The sequence below is a fragment of the Litoreibacter sp. GN1-5 genome (genome assembly GCF_055693805.1).
Window position 1 is genome coordinate 182,359 of sequence record NZ_JBVFUP010000001.1, and the last position, 16,737, is coordinate 199,095.

Genomic DNA, 16,737 nt, shown 5'->3' on the forward strand with positions numbered 1-16,737 from the left:
GTCAGAGCTGTGGCGCAGATGGGAAACCTCGCGTCAGTTTTTGGGCGAATGCAGCCTTGTAGTCGAGCCGATGGATTGGCACAATAAAGGTGAAGAATTTACGGTTCGGGTTGAAAAATGGCTGAGAAAGCCCCAATTCCTGATCCATGATCGGAGATCGCTGCGCATTGCCAAATATTTGGGATCCGGCGGTTTGCCTAACAAGGAAAAAACTATGCCCGAGCAATTGAACCAATCCTATCCTGTTTTGCCATTGCGCGATATTGTGGTGTTTCCACATATGATTGTGCCACTTTTTGTTGGGCGCGACAAATCTGTGCGTGCGCTTGAAGAGGTGATGAAGGATGACAAGCAGATTTTGTTGTCCAGTCAGGTGGACCCTTCGATTGATGATCCAACATCAGATGGCATCTATAATGTTGGCGTTTTGGCCAATGTGCTGCAACTGCTTAAGCTGCCGGACGGTACGGTCAAGGTGCTGGTCGAAGGTCGGAGCCGTGTGAAGATCATCGACTATATCGAAAACGAAAACTTCTTTGAGGCCCGTGCAGCGTTATTGGAAGAAGTGCCGGGTGATCCTGCCTCGGTTGAAGCGCTTGTGCGCTCGGTTGGAGATGAATTTGAACGGTATGCCAAAATCAAGAAAAATATCCCCGAAGAGGCTCTGACGTCTGTTGCGGAAACGCAGGCAAGCGACAAGCTTGCTGATTTGGTGGGGGGGCATCTCGGGGTCGAAGTTGATCAAAAGCAAGAGCTTCTTGAAACGCTGAATGTTGCCGACCGCCTAGAGAAAGTCTATGGCTTGATGCAGGGCGAAATGTCTGTGCTTCAGGTCGAGAAAAAGATCAAATCGCGTGTGAAAACGCAGATGGAGCGGACCCAGCGTGAATATTACCTGAATGAGCAGATGAAGGCCATTCAGAAGGAACTGGGCGACGGCGAGGAAGGCTCGAACGAAGTTGCAGAACTTGAGGCGAAGATCGACGAGGTCAAACTGTCCAAGGAGGCCCGCGAAAAGGCGGATGCTGAGCTGAAAAAGTTGAAAAACATGTCACCAATGAGCGCGGAAGCGACTGTTGTCCGTAATTATCTCGATTGGATTCTGTCGATCCCTTGGGGGGTGAAATCCCGCGTCAAAAAAGACCTTGGCCGGGCCGAAAAAGTCTTGGATGACGACCATTACGGTTTGGAAAAAGTTAAAGAGCGGATCGTAGAATATCTGGCTGTGCAACAACGTTCCAAAAAGCTGAAAGGTCCGATCATGTGCCTTGTCGGGCCTCCGGGTGTTGGCAAGACGTCTCTGGGCAAATCTGTTGCCAAGGCCACGGGGCGCGAATTCATTCGCATCTCGCTGGGCGGGGTTCGCGACGAGAGCGAAATTCGCGGCCACCGTCGGACCTATATCGGCTCCATGCCCGGTAAGATCATTCAAGCGCTGAAAAAGGCCAAGACCACCAATCCGCTGATTTTGCTCGATGAGATCGACAAGATGGGGCAGGATTTCCGTGGTGATCCGGCTTCTGCGATGCTGGAAGTGCTTGACCCGGAACAAAACTCGACCTTCGTGGACCATTATCTGGAAGTCGAATATGACCTGTCCAACGTGATGTTCCTGACCACGGCAAATTCTTATAATATGCCGGGGCCGCTTCTGGACCGGATGGAGATCATTCCGCTTGCGGGCTACACCGAGGATGAAAAGCAGGAAATTGCCAAGCAGCATTTGATTCATAAACAGATCAAGAACCATGGTCTGAAAAAGGGTGAGTTCGAGCTGACGGATGAGGCTTTGCGTGACATGATCCGTGTTTATACGCGCGAAGCAGGTGTTCGAAATCTGGAACGTGAAATTGCAAAACTGTGCCGGAAGGCCGTTACGCGAATTGTGCGTAAAGCCGAAGACAAGGTGGTGATCACGCCAGAAAATCTCGACGATTATCTGGGCGTGAAGAAATATCGTTATGGTCTCGCTGAGGCGGAGGATCAGGTCGGTGTTGTGACTGGCTTGGCCTATACGTCTGTTGGCGGTGAATTACTTTCGATCGAAGCGCTACGTCTTCCTGGGAAAGGACGCATGAAAACGACCGGTAAGCTGGGCGACGTGATGAAGGAGTCGATTGACGCGGCATCATCTTATGTCCGCTCCATCAGCCCGCAAATCGGGGTGAAGCCACCTGCGTTTGACAAGATGGACATTCACGTCCACGTGCCGGAAGGGGCAACACCCAAGGACGGTCCCTCGGCAGGTTTGGCTATGGTCACATCCATCGTATCGGTGCTCACGGGCATTCCTGTCAGAAAGGGTATCGCTATGACGGGTGAAGTGACGCTGCGCGGGAATGCTCTTGCGATCGGTGGCTTGAAGGAAAAGCTTCTAGCGGCCCTGCGCGGTGGAATAACAACGGTTTTGATTCCGGAAGAGAATGAAAAGGATTTGGCGGAAATTCCTGATAACGTCAAAGAAGGCTTGAATATCATCCCTGTTGCCCACGTATCAGACGTCTTGAAAAATGCGCTTGTGTCGCAGCCTGAGCCTATCGAATGGGATCAGGCGGCGGAAGAGGAAGCCGCTGCTCAAGCGGCTTTGCAGAACGCTAACAAGGATGAAAGTGGTGCCGTTGCACATTGAGTGATATCTTGTCAGAATATAACAAAAGGCGGTCTTTGAAAGGCCGCCTTTTGTTTATCTAAGAATACGAATACGCCAAGGCTATGATTCTGTGCAGAAAATCAGTTTCAGTCACTTCTGCAACGAGTTTGGTGTTTTGAGCAATCATTGCGTTAATCGTCTTGGTCTTCACCTTTATTACGCAAGGCAAGCTCGCCTTGGTCTGCTAATGTGCGAATAGCATTTGTAACCTGCGCCATAGCGGCTTCGCCGTCTTTGGCTTTTACATCCGCAATCTCGGACATTTCTTCGCGTAGCTGATCGGCCATACGTTGGGACATATTGCCTAGAATATAATCCACGGCCTCCGGTATCTCTGGCTGAGCGGCGACAAGAGCAATAACCATATCTTCCGCAGCCACAGCGCGCGCGATTTTTGGGATATCGCTTACGTCGATCCGGTCCGGAATATCGGCAAATGTAAAGATCGCTTTCCTGACCTGTGCTGCAAAATCCGGGTCGTCACCTGCCAGTGCTTCCAGCACAGCGTCGCGTTGTGACCCACTTGTGGCATTAAGGATCGCAGCAGCTCTCTCAAACGGCGCATCCGAAAATGCCTGCGGTTTGCTGTGAGACAGGGAGCCCGCAATCGCGCGTCCGACATGGTCCACATTTTCGGGGGATACGGCTGTAACCTCTGACATGGCAAAGGTAATCGCGTGGGCTACCTCGGGCGATAGCGCATCAACAACAAGGGCAGCTTTCTCAGCCGCAAGTTTTGACAGAATGATTGCGCCAACCCGTGGGCTTTCTTTCGCCAGCACATCAGCCAGTGCTTGTGGGTCTGTGTCCGCAAGCTTATGCCATGGGTCGCCCGTAGGTTTTACACCGAATTTTTGTCGTATCTCGGACAGCAGGGATGGGCTCAGCGTCCCATCCAGCGCGTTCAGCGCGCTATCTGCTGCATCAGGAAAGCGTAGACCGCCGGTATCAAGCTGTCCTTCGAATTCTGCGACAACTGCGTTCAATGTGGCTTGATTGATTTTACCAAGAGATGTGAAGTGATGGGCCAGTTTCGCCTGGCCGACCTTTGACAAATTGGCCAGAGATAGTTTTCCACCGGCTGCCAGGATCATCTGCACGATGATCGCGGCTTTCTGTGATCCACTTAAGGGAATTTCGTCCCCGATAAATTGATTTGCCATAACCCCCGAAGGTGTCGGTGCCGGTAAGCCTGCCAATTGCATAATATTATCCCCTGATCTCGCGTATTCATTTAAGCGCAGCTGGGGTTAAGAGGTGGTTTATGAAATTCACCGCCACAGGATGGATTTGTAGACAATTCGATTTATCAAAAGATAAAACATCAAAAAATGTGGGGCCTATGCTAAAGCCCCACCAAATTAACTATATTTTGAAGTCAAATCAGCCGCTTGGTTTTTCCACACATATATACCGGCATTTGCATTACAGATGGTGCCAGGCTTGCAGCTTTACGGCAAACAGTCAGTCCCGAAAACACGTCCAAAGATCGTGTCCACATGCTTTGTGTGATAGCCGAGATCAAATTTTTCCTCTATTTCTTCCGAGCTTAAGGCCTTCAGAACGTCCTTGTCGGCCAGTAATTCGGTTTTGAAATCCTTGCCGTCCTCCCAGACTTTCATGGCATTACGCTGGACCAATTTGTAACTGTCCTCGCGAGAGACACCAGCCTGAGTTAGCGCCAGCAACACGCGCTGGCTCATCACAAGGCCGCGGAATTTGTTCATGTTAGCCAGCATGTTATCCGGATATATCACCAGCTTGTCGATCACCCCGGTCAGACGCGACAGCGCAAAATCCAGTGTAATTGTGGTGTCAGGACCTATGTTGCGCTCCACAGATGAATGAGAAATGTCACGCTCATGCCAGAGCGCCACGTTTTCCATTGCTGGCACTACAGCCATGCGCACAAGCCGGGCGAGGCCTGTCAGGTTTTCAGTTAGCACCGGATTGCGTTTGTGGGGCATCGCGGAAGATCCCTTTTGCCCGGCAGAGAAGAACTCTTCTGCCTCAAGCACTTCTGTGCGTTGCATGTGACGTATCTCGGTGGCGATATTCTCGATGCTGGAGGCAATAACGCCAAGCGCTGCGAAAAAGGCCGCGTGGCGGTCGCGGGGGATAACTTGGGTGCTGATCGGCTCTGGCGTCAGGCCTAATTGTGCGCACACATGTTCTTCTACAGCCGGATCGATATTGGCGAACGTCCCGACAGCGCCCGAGATAGCGCCGGTTGCAATCTCGGCACGGGCAGTCTTTAGACGTGCAAGGTTGCGGTCCATTTCTGCGTAAAACCGCGCGAAGGTCAGACCCATTGTCGTAGGTTCAGCGTGGATACCATGGGATCGGCCAATGCGGATAGTATTCTTATGCTCTAGCGCGCGGCGTTTCAGGGCGGCCAGCAGGTCTTCCATGTCAGCGATCAGGATGTCGGCAGCGCGGACAAGTTGAACATTGAAGGTGGTGTCCAGAACATCCGAGGATGTCATGCCCTGATGAACAAAGCGCGCCTCATCATTGCCTATGATTTCCGCCAGATGGGTTAGAAACGCGATGACATCATGCTTGGTCACAGCCTCAATCTCGTCAATGCGGGCGACATCGAATTCGACATCCTTGGCTTTCCACACGGCTTGGGCATTTTCACGTGGGATGACACCCAGATCGGCTTGTGCGTCGCAGGCATGGGCTTCGATCTCGTACCAGATGCGGAACTTGGTCTCTGGAGACCAGATTTTTACCATGGCGGGGCGGGAATAGCGGGGGATCATAGGCAGGTTATCCTGAGATTTGTCAGCGTCAGTGCCTCATAGACTGGCTGCAAGGCCGCTACAAGCTTACAGCCATGTCATTTAGGGCGATTTTGCAGGGCGGAGTAGATCAATATATAATGAAAACCTGAAAACTGACGCGGATCATTGCGCGTTACAGGCTCTGCGTTACGATTGAAGGCCCAAGTGGAGAAATTTCAGGAGTGGCAATATGGCCAAGGGGCCAGAATTGAGCGAGTTTGAGGGGCGTTGGCGGCTGACGCGGGTGATCGAGGACCGTCGTGCACAAAGCGAAGGGCGCCTGACAGGAGAAGCACGCTTCACCAAAGAAAAAGGCGGCTTGCTTTACGAAGAAAGCGGAACACTGATCTATGCCCAGCAAGCACCTATGCTTGCCACGCGGCGGTATCATTGGCTTGATGCAAACGGAAGGATTGAGGTTCTATTTGAGGATGGTCGCCCCTTCCATTGCATTGCGCGTGATCGATTGATGCCCGATGCGGAACATATCTGCGATCCGGATTTCTATCATGTCAACTATGACTTCGCCCATTGGCCGGTGTGGCAATCTGTCTGGCGGGTCGTCGGACCTACAAAGAATTACCGCATGATATCGCAGTATCACCGGGTCAAATAGAAGATTGGTCTATGCGGACAAACCCCTAGAATTCGTAACGCAGGCCGATGCCAAGCTCGAAACCATCTATATCTGTATCATGATCGGCATTCGCGGGATTAGCTTGCGGAACACAGACACCGGCGGCATAGATACATTCCGCATATTCATTGAATTCTGACACGCTGTAACCAAGCCGTGATGTGAAGACAAGATTATCACGAAGCCTTGCGTTGGCCCCAATATGTAACCCGGCGCGGTAACCTCTGCTGCCACGTTCAAGAAGAGGGGACGTACCTGTGTCGCGTCGCTGAACGCTATAAACGTCTGCATAGGCAAGACTTGCGCCGATGGTCCAGGACCAGCGCTCGTTTATATAAGCTTCGCGCTCAATCCGAAGGCCGGCTTCTTCAAAACTTAGGCCGTCGCCATCAGATATGAAGATACCTGACGCAAGGTCTTCCTCGCCTGAAATCGCAATGCGCGCAAAAGGGGATACAAGAAGACGGGCGCGGTCGGGTGTCAGGTCGCGGTTAGCAAAAACCAGCGCGATTTCTGCCGACTGAAATGTGAATTGATTGTCTGGATCGCCGCTGGAGGTGTGCGTTCCTTGCAAGTCTGAATAGCTAAACCCGCCTTCGATACCAAGAATATGCCAGCCACGGGTCTTTGTTGCGGTTTCCACGACTGGTGTTGCGATTGCTTCTTCAAGATTTCCCGCGGTGCTTGGCACTGCAGAGGCCGCAAAAACAAGTGTAAATATAGCCCAGATTACTTTTGCGGTGTCTGTATTTGTTACGCTGCCCATTTAAATACCTCATACGTTGAGTCAGTAGACTCGCTAAAACACTAAATAAGGCCGCTTAGGCGTAAAATATGTCACAAATCCGGCGCGATTACGGTTTAATTCGGGGCATATTCGGTAGATATTACTAAATTCTCCACCAGCGCTAAGACAGTTTCCAATTTGTAAACATTGCGAGGGGGAGCTAGCTGGTCTTGATTCTACGGCTTCTTACTTTGAACATAATCTGCAAGAGATTTTCCCTGTTCTTCGACGAACAACTCAGCAAGAGGTTTTAACGCGCGAATACGGTCGATACGCAGAACACGGAAGTTGGCGCGCAGCTCGCACCAGCATGTCGTGGTCCATACGCGCCCCCAATATTCCATCTGCAAGGGGCGGATTGTCCGTTCACTCAACTCGCCAGTGACATTTGCGTAGGTGACGCGCAGTTTTTGGTGGGCCCGGATGGATTTGCGAATGGCGGGCATAAATCGGAACCCACCAGCAGCGTCTGCGAAGGGATAGATCGCAAACCCCCAACTCGACGGTGTGGCAGAACGGTCTTCGGGGAGCACCGCATCTATCTTTGCCGAAAGAGTGCGAGCGGCATCCTGCAATTCCTCATCAGCGGCTTCTCCAACAACGGCCATGCCCAAGTGCAGAGCCTCCAGCTCGGTAAGGGTCAGGTTCAACGGGGGCAGGGTAATGGGCGCCGTCATTATGTAGCCCAGTCCCCGTTCACCCGCTACGGGAACACCCGATTGCTGTAAAATGTCCATGTCACGATAAATGGTGCGTACTGATACGCCTTGGCTTTCAGCAAGATCCTCGGCCCGATGCAGTCGCCCATCACGCAGCACTAGGATCAGGTCAAACAGGCGGTCCGTCCGTCGCATGAGTGATTCTCTTTATAATAGGGCCATACAACGCCCCATAACTGACATTAACTTGTCAGGAGCGTTTTCCCAAGCCACTCGTCTGGCGTAAATTACAGATAAATTGCTGCGCGGATGGTTTTGGTCCTTTTCCCGGCGGCCTTGAGGGCATAGATAATGATGGATCAGTTTCACAGGCGCACATCCCGCGCCTTATGGGAGAAAAGCAATGCTGAACAATATTGGCCTGCCGGGGCTTCTTCTGATTGCGGTCGTCGTGCTTGTTCTATTCGGGCGCGGCAAAATTTCATCGTTGATGGGCGAAGTGGGTAAGGGCATCACGGCGTTCAAGAAAGGCGTCGATGATGGCAAGAAGGAAATCGACACCGCGATGATGGAAGAAGCCAAGGACGTCACGCCGGAAGACGAGAAAGACAAAGTCTGATCGTGCGGACAGAGGAAATGCCTCATGTTTGATATCGGTTGGAGCGAGTTACTGCTGATTGGGCTGGTTGCGTTGATTGTGGTCGGCCCCAAAGACTTGCCCGGCATGTTCCGTACCCTTGGACAGTTCACGGCAAAGGCACGCCGTATGGCACGGGAATTCCAGCGCTCTATGGAGGCGGCGGCGGATGAGGCCGGGGTCAAGGATGTGGCTGCGGATTTGCGCAATGTGACCTCACCGAAAAACCTTGGGATGGACGCTTTGAAAAGCGCGACCAATCTGGATGGGCCAGATGAGGATAGCGGCACCGCGACACTGTCGAAAGAACGTGCGGAAATAGCCGACAAAGTCCGTGAAAAGACTGCTCAGACTGCCCGTGCGCGTCAAGCAAAGGAAGCTGCGGCTGCGACGAAGCCTGCCCCCAAGAGAGCTACACCCAAGCCCAAGACCCCCAAGACTGCGGCGAAAACTACGGCAAAACCGGCAGCTCGGAAATCTGCTGCAAAGAAACCGGCGTCCAAGCCGAAATCAACTGGAACCTGACATATGGCTGTTGATGAGATTGAAGACAGCAGTGCCCCGCTGATCGAACATCTGGCCGAACTGCGCACGCGTCTGATCAAGTCTGTTTTGGCATTTCTCGTTGGCATGATCATTTGCTTTACGGTCGCTACCCCGCTCTTCAATTTCCTGACAGATCCATTGTGCAGCGTGCTGGCTGATCGCGGTCAGGATTGTGATCTGATCTTCATTAGCCCGCAGGAAGGGTTCTTCGTTGCGATCAAGGTGTCGTTTCTTGGGGGTTTTATTTTGGGATTCCCCTTCATCGCTCACCAGCTTTGGCGTTTCGTCGCACCGGGCTTGTATAAGTCCGAGCGGGGGGCATTTCTTCCCTTCATTATTGCGTCGCCCTTTATGTTTATCCTTGGCGCATCCTTCGCCTTTTATGTAGTCACGCCGCTGGCCTATAACTTTTTCCTTGGCTTTCAACAGTTCGGGGCTGAAGGTGAGGCCGTCACTGAAGGGGCAGCGCCTTTAAGCGTGGTTTTTCAAGGCTCGGCGCAGGAATATCTGAACCTTACGATCAAGTTCATCGTGGCCTTTGGCCTGTGTTTCCAATTGCCGGTGTTGTTGACACTAATGGGTAAGGCGGGGTTGGTAAGCTCTGCTGGGTTGGCAGATATGCGCAAATATGCGGTGGTGGCCATTTTGGTGCTGGCAGCACTTGTGACACCGCCAGATGTGATTACGCAGGTTATTCTATTCGTCGTTGTATATGGTCTTTACGAAGTTTCAATCTTCCTCGTGGCAAGGGTAGAGAAAGAGCGAGAGATCAAACTTCGAGAGGAAGGTCTGTGGGATGAAGAAGATACGGTCAGAGACCCAGAGGATCCGACTGCATGAGTGATCCGTTGGATCGGATTGCTGCTGCTTTGGAACGTATGTCACCCGAGGCAGCGCCCGCACCGGATTTTGGGGCGGCTGATGCATTCTTGTGGCATGTGAGCCCGGACAGGCTTCAGCCTATCCCAAAGATCAATCGTGTTGACCTGAGCCTGCTTCTGGGCATCGACCGTGCCCGCGATGTGCTGCTGGCAAACACACGACAGTTCGCCGAAGGTTTCGCCGCCAATAATGCGTTGCTCTGGGGCGCACGGGGGATGGGGAAATCTTCGCTCGTCAAAGCTATCCACGCGGATGTTGTGGGCGAAGGGCAAGATCTGAAACTGATCGAAGTGCAACGCGAAGACCTGCCCTCCATTGGGCGTCTGCTCGGTCATTTGCGCACCGCAGAGCAGCGATTTGTGCTGTTTTGCGATGATCTGAGCTTTTCACATGATGACCAGCACTACAAATCGCTTAAGGCGGTGTTGGATGGTGGGATCGAAGGTCGGCCAGAAAATGTGATCTTCTACGCCACCTCAAACCGCAGGCATCTGATGCCGCGTGATATGATCGAAAATGAGCGCTCCAGCGCCATTAATCCATCTGAGGCCGTAGAAGAGAAGGTATCCTTGTCCGACCGTTTCGGGCTGTGGCTTGGTTTTCACCCCTGCACTCAGGACGAATACCTCGCGATGATCCGAGGTTACTGCATAGCCTATAGCATCGAAATCGCCGAGGATATCATGGTCGCCGAAGCGATCGAGTGGCAACAGACCCGTGGCAGCCGATCTGGCCGTGTCGCCTGGCAATATTTCATAGACCTGGCAGGTCGAAATGGGGTCATGGTCTGAACTTCAACGGGCTTAAGTCTGCAAAATAATATTGCAAGTCTCAAAAAATCCTCAAAAATAACTTTATTGAATGACAGGTCGCCGTAAGCGGTTCGCCGCTGATTCATCTCTGCTTGCAAAGAAGTGCTTTGTAGCATACTCCATGAAGTGCATCTTTTCGAGTAATAACAGGGTTTTACAAGGGGGTTTTCGTGTCAAAAGGTTTGGGATACCTTGTTCTAGTCGCTGGAGTTGCAGGTTTAGGTTATTGGGGGCACGCAGATCACGCCCGTAAAATTGAGACTGCAATTAAGGTGCAGGCCAGATCGTTGGCGCAAACAGCAACGCATTCCGTGGTGGCAGACGTATCGGGTCGTGACATAACGATGAGCGGTCTGGTGGACAGCCAATCAGAAGCGGACCGTTTGTTGCAGGAAGCCGACGCCATTGAGGGGCGTCGTGTTGTTCATAGCGATTTTGAAATATTGCCAACTGCCTCGCCATACATGCTTAGCGCTGAAAAAATGGCCGATGGGGCAATCAATGCCACTGGCAATGCTCCAAACCAAGCGGTGCGTGATACGCTGGCGGCTGACGCAGAGGTTGCTGGCCTAGACACGCTTGAGCTGGCATCCGGCGCACCTGATGGCTGGTCTGACAGCGTTATGGCTGGTCTGGCTGCACTTAAGAAGATGCAGACAGGAAAGCTTCAGGTTGAAGATCAGACAGTCACGCTGACTGGCGAAGCCGATACAAGCGCCGATTTGAATGAGATCGAAACTATAAGTGCTTTGTCACCCGAAGGATATGATTGGGCCAACACCGTAACCGTCCTCCGCCCTGATGTGGATATATACCGTTTTACGGTGACCAAGACGGCTGAAGAGATCACAGCCGAAGGGAACGCTCCGACCGAAGAAGACAGCGCCAAAATTGCAGAGACCACGGGGCTGAGCCCGGTATTTAGTCTTGCCGCCAACGTGCCGGACGGATGGTCGTCTGCGATTATTGGCGCGTCAGACGTCTTGACACAGCTTGAAACAGGTGCGCTAAGCATCGAAAACAACAAGATACGCATCGAAGGCACGGCCCCAACCGAAGAGGTTGCTACTGCCACTGCCGCTGCACTGGATGCCTTGCCCGATGGCTATACCGTAGAGAATGCAATCACTTTCATACCGCCGGATATTCCGGCCGAGATGTCCGTTACCTACGATCAGGAACGTGGGCTCTTTGTAGATGGCGTTGCGCCCGAAGGCCTGTCAGCTGCCCGTGTTGCCGCAGCATTGCTTGCGCCTGCGATTGAAGGCGATTTGCAGGAAACAGCGACAGACGAGGCTGACCCGATCATTGGTGCGTTGGAAGAAGTGCAGCCCTTTCTGGGTGAGCTTGAAACCATGGAACTTACTATTGCAGGGGACCAAACTAAACTGGTTGCAGAAACGTTGGCAGACGCGGATCTGGATCAGATCACAAACCGTCTTTCGGCTCTGAAGGGTTTGGATGATGTGATCGTCACACGCGCAACGGTGAGCTATAATGAAGGTGACACCCGCATCAATCCGCTGACGGGTAAATCGGAAACCTTCATGCAAGGGTTCTGGATCCCGAAAGCTACGGTGTCAGAGGCATCAGTTGAAGTATGCGGCGATATCTCAACAGAAATCCTTGAAGGGCAACAAATTTTGTTTCTGGAAGGCTCGGCAGACCTTGATGCAACCTCGCGCCAGGTACTGAATGCCTTAACGGGTGTCATCACTGAATGTTTTGCGGGTAATAATGCTCTGGTCATAGAATTGGGCGGGCATACGGACAGCACAGGGAATGATGATGCCAACCTTGCGCTCAGCCTGGAGCGTGCTGAAAGCGTGCGGGCTGCATTGATCAGCCGTGGTATCGCCGAAGAGAGGCTGACCGCCAAAGGTTATGGCGAGACGCAACCGATTGCCGATAATGAAACGGAAGAAGGGCTTGCCGCTAACCGCAGGACTACTGTGACATGGGATGAAGTGGCTGAAGCCCCTGAACCCGAGGTGGATGAGGCTCCTCAATCCGACACAGAAGAACTTCCGCAACCCGAAGTTGATGAAAGCGCAGAACCTGTGTCTGATGAAACGCCGGAAGCGGATGGAGACGGTGCAACTGCTGAAGATGGTGGCGAAACTGAAGGCGGTGAAGCCGCTACGACGGAATAAAAAGGGGAATAGGCATGTTTGAAAATTGGGGTTTCCTGCTTGGCGAGATATGGGTTTTGATCCTTCTTGCAGCACTTCTAGGCATGTTTGCTGGCTGGCTGATCTGGGGCGGGCGCCGGGAGGTTGCGGCAGAACCGAATGCTAATACAGTCCGGGCTGAGCAGCTTGAGGCGAAGCTCAAAGCCTGCAGCACCAATGTTGGCAATCTGGAACGCCAGACAAACAACATGCAGGCCAAGATCAATGAACGTGACATGCGCATCGCTGATCTGGAGGCGCAACTGACCGCCACAAGCACCCCGGCCACCACCCTTGTTGCTGATGATTTTGATGGTGATGGCGTAGCCGAAGGTGCAAACGAAGGCGTGAAACCTGTGACCTTATCGGGTCCACGTGACGGCGGCGCAGACGATCTGAAGCGGATCAAAGGCGTAGGACCCGAGCTTGAGAAACTCTGCAATGAGCTTGGTTTCTACCACTTCGATCAAATTGCAGCGTGGACCCCGGAAGAACTGGCCTGGGTCGATGCAAATCTCGAAGGTTTCAAGGGACGCGTCAGCCGTGACGATTGGGTCACTCAGGCCAAATTGCTTGCCGAAGGTGGCGAGACGGACTTCTCAAAGCGCGTTGATAAGGGTGAAATGTACTGATCTGAACGCCATATTCCATGATAAAAAGCCCTCTTTATTTCTCAAAGAGGGCTTTTTCTATTCTCAAGTCACTTCAGGAATGGCGCAGGGTCGATACTCTCAAATCTTTGGCGGATTTCAAAGTGAAGGAAAGACGGACTGCCGGGGCTGACCTTGGCAACGGATTGCCCTGACTTAACGCGGTCGCCTTTCTTCACCGAGATGTCAGATATATTGGCATAAACGCTCAAGTAGTTGTCCGGGTGACGTATCACAAGAATTGCAACCTGTTCCGTATCACGAGTGATCGCTGCGACTGTGCCATCTGCCGCAGCCTTGACCGCGGTGCCAGCGGCGGCTGAGATATCAATCCCTTCATTGCTGCCCTTTTTGTAGGGGCGCAGCACCTTACCCGCGACAGGCGCACGGAAGCGACTTCCACTCGCCGCCTGTTGCGGTTCAGGGGTTGCTTGTTGTGGGGTCGGGGTAGCTGGCGCGCTTTGTTGAGCGGGTGCTGTTGCAACTGCGGGTTCAACTGGTGGGGGCAGGGGTTGCGATGCTGAAGGTGGCTCTGGCGTTTGCGTGCCTTGACCAGGGCGCGTAGCGGTTGGCGCAGCAGCGACTTGCTGTGCTTGCTGCTGCGGCGTCAATGGGATCAGCAGGTACTGCCCTTCGCGTATCGTAAGGTCCGGACCAAGTCCGTTCCAATCGGCAAGCCCGCGCACTGAAACATTGTAGAGCCGGGCAATCGTATAAGCGGTCTCACCCGCTGCAACTTGATGGCGTACAGGCTCTGGCCCGTCAATGCGCCGGGATGGTTCGGCGCGGGTAATATCAGTGGTTGGCGCACGGCCAATAGCAGTTGTTGCGATCTCGGTTATATCGCGAGGCGCTGTCGCGCCGCCAGCACCGGCAACTTGCGTGCTGCCACCCGGCGATGTTGCAATGACATTGGGCAGGGCCACGACCTCACCCCTGTTCAAGCTATCGGTTGGACGTAAGCCATTGAAGCGACTCAGCTCGCCCGCGTCTACGCCAATCCGGGTTGCAAGACCTTGTAGCGTGTCGCCCTGTCGGGCAACCGCGACCTGATAATTCGGGTAAGAGATGATGCCCCGATCATCAGGTTGTGGTCTGTCTACTGTAGCGCCGCGGGCCGCGCTTGAAGTGTCCAGTCCCCCGGCCTTGCCACGTAGGTCAAGATCAAGATTTGCAAACTGATCTCCGCAGGCCGAAAGGCCAAATCCAATCGCCACAAGTGGCAAAATTCTGCTAAAACGCCTGTTCCGCATCGCATCATACCCTCATATCCCGGCCCTTATTTGAGCCGGTGGTTATTATTCTTGCGCCAATCCCTCTAACAATGGGACAAAACGCACCGGTAAAAGTTCTTCATAGTCAAAGCCTTCAGGTTCACGCGTAACCTTTATCAGGCTTTGCACAGTATCCGACTGTCCAACCGGTAATACCATGATACCCCCCATTCGCAGTTGCGCCAAGAGGGGACCGGGCGGGTCTTCCGCCGCAGCGGTCACAATTATACGGTCAAACGGTGCCTGTTCGGGCAATCCGCGGCTTCCATCGCCTGTCACCACGGTCACATTCGAAAGGTTCAGCTTGTCAAACAGAGCGCGCGCAGGACGTGTCAGTCGGGCGTGCCGGTCTATCGTATAGACGCGCCGGGCCAGATGGCTGAGTATGGCGGCTTGGTAGCCCGAGCCTGTTCCGATCTCCAGAACCTTGTCGCGTGGTTGTACATTTAGCGCCTGCGTCATTAACCCGACAACTGAAGGCTGGCTAATCGTCTGACCACAGGCAATTGGCAGGGGCATATCCTCGTATGCTTTGTCGGCGAAATGGCCGGTGACAAACAACCCGCGATCCACTTTTTCCATCGCCGTCAGGGTGCGCGCATCCATGACGCCCTTGGAACGCAGCGTATAGAGAAACTGCATCTTGCGCTCTGCGTCGGAGGGGGCGTCGCCGGTCATGTGAAACGCTGCTCCAGATCGTCCAGCAGGTCATGGGCTGTAAGATCACAGCGCATCGGCGTAACAGAAATCCAACCGTCCAGATTAACGGTCCCGTCTGTGTTATCGCCCGAGGGGACATTTTGCGGGTTGCCTTTGATCCACAGATATTTTCGTCCATTGGGTGGCATGTGCGAGACAACTGAAAAGCCACCCGCTTCGCGCAGGCCTTGTCTGACAATGCGGGTGCCTTTGACATCTTTGGCTGAAATGGGGGGGAAGTTGACATTATAGAACGTATGATAGGTATCACCGCCCCAGACGCCATCCGAATGCAGTTTTTTGACAAGTGTTGCGCCATGGCTGGCGGCCGCCTCGAACTGGTTGTCCAAGGTGGCATTGTCGGGACCAAAATATTGCGACAGCGCAATCGAGCGTATACCTTGCAGCGCACCTTCCATCGCGGCACCAATCGTACCGGAATAGACGGTGTTCTCGGCAGAGTTGTTGCCTTTGTTCACTCCTGACAGGATCAGATCAGGCGGTGCGTCGGCCATAACCTCATGCAGACCGGCCAGAACGCAGTCGGCGGGCGAGCCCTCGGCAGCAAATTCGCGCGGGCCAAGTTTGGCAATCATCGTTGGGTGCGCGTAGTTTATGCAGTGGGCAACGCCGGATTTTTCAAAAGCCGGAGCAACGGTCCAGACTTCGCCTGTGTCACCGGCGACTTCGGATGCGATAGCTTGCAGCACTTTCAGACCGGGTGCATTGATGCCGTCGTCATTGGTGATGAGAATACGCATATGATCCTGCCCTCTGCCTGTGCCCTGATTAGACGAGGCTGACGGGGCCGTAAAGGTCAGTGACGCCACTGTCGGGTTGCGATGGCCGCAAGACACAGGATGGCGATCACAAGCAGACCGCTCAAACCGTAATTGGTCTGGTAGTTTGTGGCGATGACGCCAATGAATGCCCATGCGATGGCAAGGCTGTATGTGAAGACTGAAGGTGTCTTATACTGGACAATACAGGCAAAGGCTGATGCCAATCCCAAAGCCAGATACGCCCACCCTAATGCGCCTAACCACAGGCCATACCCTGCGCCGACCAGGCCCACGGTAACAAAAGATGCGGCACTCAGCCATCCGGCGTAAAGCCCGATGGGCAAGGAAACAGCCCAGGCCGGGCCTGCCTTGCGCGCGGCAAACAGGGCCCAGATCGCGCTAATCAGCATCACCCAGATCAATACTGTCGCCCAGATGACCGAAAGGGTGGCGACCTTGATCCAGACGGCGCCGACGCCCATCGATATTACCATAGGCAGGCGTGTCGCCTCCCACACTGGATCGTCGCGGTGTTTCCAAACGCCCATAACGGCGTAAAGCAATAGCCAAAGATAGATCACACCCCAGATCGAGAACGCATAGCCCGCTGGCTGTACCGGCGCATTGTCCTGCGGAATGGGAAACTGATCAGGCCTGAAGCCAGCAAACCCTTCCGTGATGAAGGGCGCCAGCCCAAAGGCAACCGCAGCGACTAAAACGAGATAAGCTTTCACAGGCTCACCTTACGCATCAGTACGCTCA

Annotated in this window: 16 protein-coding genes; 8 read left to right on the forward strand and 8 right to left on the reverse strand. The window is 53.4% G+C overall.

The features are described 5' to 3' along the window. Nucleotides 1-214 precede the first annotated feature (214 nt). Entirely contained in the window at nucleotides 215-2,629 is a 2,415-nt protein-coding gene (gene lon, locus ACZ1HF_RS00890; protein WP_472655739.1) for an endopeptidase La, read from the forward strand. Between the two features lie 152 nt (nucleotides 2,630-2,781). Here the strand turns inward: lon and ACZ1HF_RS00895 are convergent, their stop codons facing one another. Next, the gene (locus ACZ1HF_RS00895) at nucleotides 2,782-3,855 is read right to left on the reverse strand and encodes a flagellar motor switch protein FliG (protein ID WP_472655740.1); all 1,074 of its coding nucleotides are present in this window, start codon (nucleotides 3,853-3,855) and stop codon (nucleotides 2,782-2,784) included. A 246-nt stretch (nucleotides 3,856-4,101) separates the two neighbouring features. Next, nucleotides 4,102-5,418, reverse strand: a complete 1,317-nt coding sequence (gene purB, locus ACZ1HF_RS00900) for an adenylosuccinate lyase (protein ID WP_472655741.1) — start codon at nucleotides 5,416-5,418, stop codon at nucleotides 4,102-4,104. A gap of 211 nt (nucleotides 5,419-5,629) precedes the next feature. Here purB and ACZ1HF_RS00905 point away from each other — a divergent pair, with 211 nt between their 5' ends. Further along, a complete protein-coding gene (locus ACZ1HF_RS00905; RefSeq protein ID WP_472655742.1) occupies nucleotides 5,630-6,055 on the forward strand; it encodes a DUF6314 family protein in 426 nt (141 codons plus the stop codon). Between the two features lie 25 nt (nucleotides 6,056-6,080). On the opposite strand, the gene ACZ1HF_RS00910 is transcribed toward ACZ1HF_RS00905, so the two are convergent. Together ACZ1HF_RS00910 and ACZ1HF_RS00915 are read right to left on the reverse strand one after the other, a co-directional pair. Then, a complete protein-coding gene (locus tag ACZ1HF_RS00910; RefSeq protein WP_472655743.1) occupies nucleotides 6,081-6,842 on the reverse strand; it encodes a hypothetical protein in 762 nt (253 codons plus the stop codon). A 197-nt stretch (nucleotides 6,843-7,039) separates the two neighbouring features. After that, nucleotides 7,040-7,717 carry a helix-turn-helix transcriptional regulator gene (locus ACZ1HF_RS00915; protein ID WP_472655744.1) on the reverse strand — a complete coding sequence of 226 codons (678 nt, stop codon included), beginning with the start codon at nucleotides 7,715-7,717 and terminating at the stop codon, nucleotides 7,040-7,042. A 208-nt stretch (nucleotides 7,718-7,925) separates the two neighbouring features. Here ACZ1HF_RS00915 and ACZ1HF_RS00920 point away from each other — a divergent pair, with 208 nt between their 5' ends. From ACZ1HF_RS00920 to ACZ1HF_RS00945, 6 genes are all read left to right on the forward strand, one after another. Next, nucleotides 7,926-8,141: a twin-arginine translocase TatA/TatE family subunit gene (locus ACZ1HF_RS00920; protein WP_472655745.1), complete on the forward strand. Its 216-nt coding sequence runs from the start codon at nucleotides 7,926-7,928 to the stop codon at nucleotides 8,139-8,141. A 24-nt stretch (nucleotides 8,142-8,165) separates the two neighbouring features. After that, complete coding sequence (gene tatB / locus ACZ1HF_RS00925; protein WP_472655746.1) at nucleotides 8,166-8,684, forward strand: Sec-independent protein translocase protein TatB; 519 nt, start codon at nucleotides 8,166-8,168, stop codon at nucleotides 8,682-8,684. Nucleotides 8,685-8,687: 3 nt separating this feature from the next. Then, a complete protein-coding gene (gene tatC / locus ACZ1HF_RS00930; protein ID WP_472655747.1) occupies nucleotides 8,688-9,545 on the forward strand; it encodes a twin-arginine translocase subunit TatC in 858 nt (285 codons plus the stop codon). Continuing rightward, nucleotides 9,542-10,378, forward strand: a complete 837-nt coding sequence (locus ACZ1HF_RS00935) for an ATP-binding protein (RefSeq protein ID WP_472655748.1) — start codon at nucleotides 9,542-9,544, stop codon at nucleotides 10,376-10,378. Before tatC ends, ACZ1HF_RS00935 begins: the two co-directional genes overlap by 4 nt. A gap of 191 nt (nucleotides 10,379-10,569) precedes the next feature. Beyond that, on the forward strand, nucleotides 10,570-12,552 hold the full coding sequence (locus ACZ1HF_RS00940; protein WP_472655749.1) for an OmpA family protein: 1,983 nt from the start codon (nucleotides 10,570-10,572) through the stop codon (nucleotides 12,550-12,552). Nucleotides 12,553-12,566: 14 nt separating this feature from the next. Continuing rightward, nucleotides 12,567-13,202, forward strand: coding sequence for a hypothetical protein (locus ACZ1HF_RS00945; RefSeq protein WP_472655750.1), 636 nt, complete (start codon nucleotides 12,567-12,569; stop codon nucleotides 13,200-13,202). Nucleotides 13,203-13,270: 68 nt separating this feature from the next. On the opposite strand, the gene ACZ1HF_RS00950 is transcribed toward ACZ1HF_RS00945, so the two are convergent. From ACZ1HF_RS00950 to ACZ1HF_RS00965, 4 genes are read right to left on the reverse strand one after another with little or no spacing between them, the layout of a single operon-like run. Beyond that, entirely contained in the window at nucleotides 13,271-14,473 is a 1,203-nt protein-coding gene (locus ACZ1HF_RS00950; RefSeq protein ID WP_472655751.1) for a peptidoglycan DD-metalloendopeptidase family protein, read from the reverse strand. A gap of 45 nt (nucleotides 14,474-14,518) precedes the next feature. Next, nucleotides 14,519-15,172 carry a protein-L-isoaspartate(D-aspartate) O-methyltransferase gene (locus ACZ1HF_RS00955; protein ID WP_472655752.1) on the reverse strand — a complete coding sequence of 218 codons (654 nt, stop codon included), beginning with the start codon at nucleotides 15,170-15,172 and terminating at the stop codon, nucleotides 14,519-14,521. Then, a complete protein-coding gene (gene surE, locus ACZ1HF_RS00960; protein WP_472655753.1) occupies nucleotides 15,169-15,954 on the reverse strand; it encodes a 5'/3'-nucleotidase SurE in 786 nt (261 codons plus the stop codon). Before surE ends, ACZ1HF_RS00955 begins: the two co-directional genes overlap by 4 nt. A 56-nt stretch (nucleotides 15,955-16,010) precedes the next feature. Next, nucleotides 16,011-16,709 carry a hypothetical protein gene (locus tag ACZ1HF_RS00965; protein ID WP_472655754.1) on the reverse strand — a complete coding sequence of 233 codons (699 nt, stop codon included), beginning with the start codon at nucleotides 16,707-16,709 and terminating at the stop codon, nucleotides 16,011-16,013. Nucleotides 16,710-16,737: the final 28 nt, after the last annotated feature.

Excerpts from the sequence above, each read along its gene's own strand:
- ACZ1HF_RS00920 (WP_472655745.1), top strand. The coding sequence starts at position 7,926 with ATGCTGAACAATATTGGCCTGCCGGGGCTTCTTCTGATTGCGGTCGTC.
- ACZ1HF_RS00955 (WP_472655752.1), bottom strand. The coding sequence starts at position 15,172 with ATGACCGGCGACGCCCCCTCCGACGCAGAGCGCAAGATGCAGTTTCTC.
- ACZ1HF_RS00910 (WP_472655743.1), bottom strand. The coding sequence starts at position 6,842 with ATGGGCAGCGTAACAAATACAGACACCGCAAAAGTAATCTGGGCTATA.
- surE (WP_472655753.1), bottom strand. The coding sequence starts at position 15,954 with ATGCGTATTCTCATCACCAATGACGACGGCATCAATGCACCCGGTCTG.
- purB (WP_472655741.1), bottom strand. The coding sequence starts at position 5,418 with ATGATCCCCCGCTATTCCCGCCCCGCCATGGTAAAAATCTGGTCTCCA.
- ACZ1HF_RS00905 (WP_472655742.1), top strand. The coding sequence starts at position 5,630 with ATGGCCAAGGGGCCAGAATTGAGCGAGTTTGAGGGGCGTTGGCGGCTG.
- lon (WP_472655739.1), top strand. The coding sequence starts at position 215 with ATGCCCGAGCAATTGAACCAATCCTATCCTGTTTTGCCATTGCGCGAT.
- tatC (WP_472655747.1), top strand. The coding sequence starts at position 8,688 with ATGGCTGTTGATGAGATTGAAGACAGCAGTGCCCCGCTGATCGAACAT.
- ACZ1HF_RS00895 (WP_472655740.1), bottom strand. The coding sequence starts at position 3,855 with ATGCAATTGGCAGGCTTACCGGCACCGACACCTTCGGGGGTTATGGCA.
- tatB (WP_472655746.1), top strand. The coding sequence starts at position 8,166 with ATGTTTGATATCGGTTGGAGCGAGTTACTGCTGATTGGGCTGGTTGCG.
- ACZ1HF_RS00945 (WP_472655750.1), top strand. The coding sequence starts at position 12,567 with ATGTTTGAAAATTGGGGTTTCCTGCTTGGCGAGATATGGGTTTTGATC.
- ACZ1HF_RS00950 (WP_472655751.1), bottom strand. The coding sequence starts at position 14,473 with ATGCGGAACAGGCGTTTTAGCAGAATTTTGCCACTTGTGGCGATTGGA.
- ACZ1HF_RS00915 (WP_472655744.1), bottom strand. The coding sequence starts at position 7,717 with ATGCGACGGACGGACCGCCTGTTTGACCTGATCCTAGTGCTGCGTGAT.
- ACZ1HF_RS00935 (WP_472655748.1), top strand. The coding sequence starts at position 9,542 with ATGAGTGATCCGTTGGATCGGATTGCTGCTGCTTTGGAACGTATGTCA.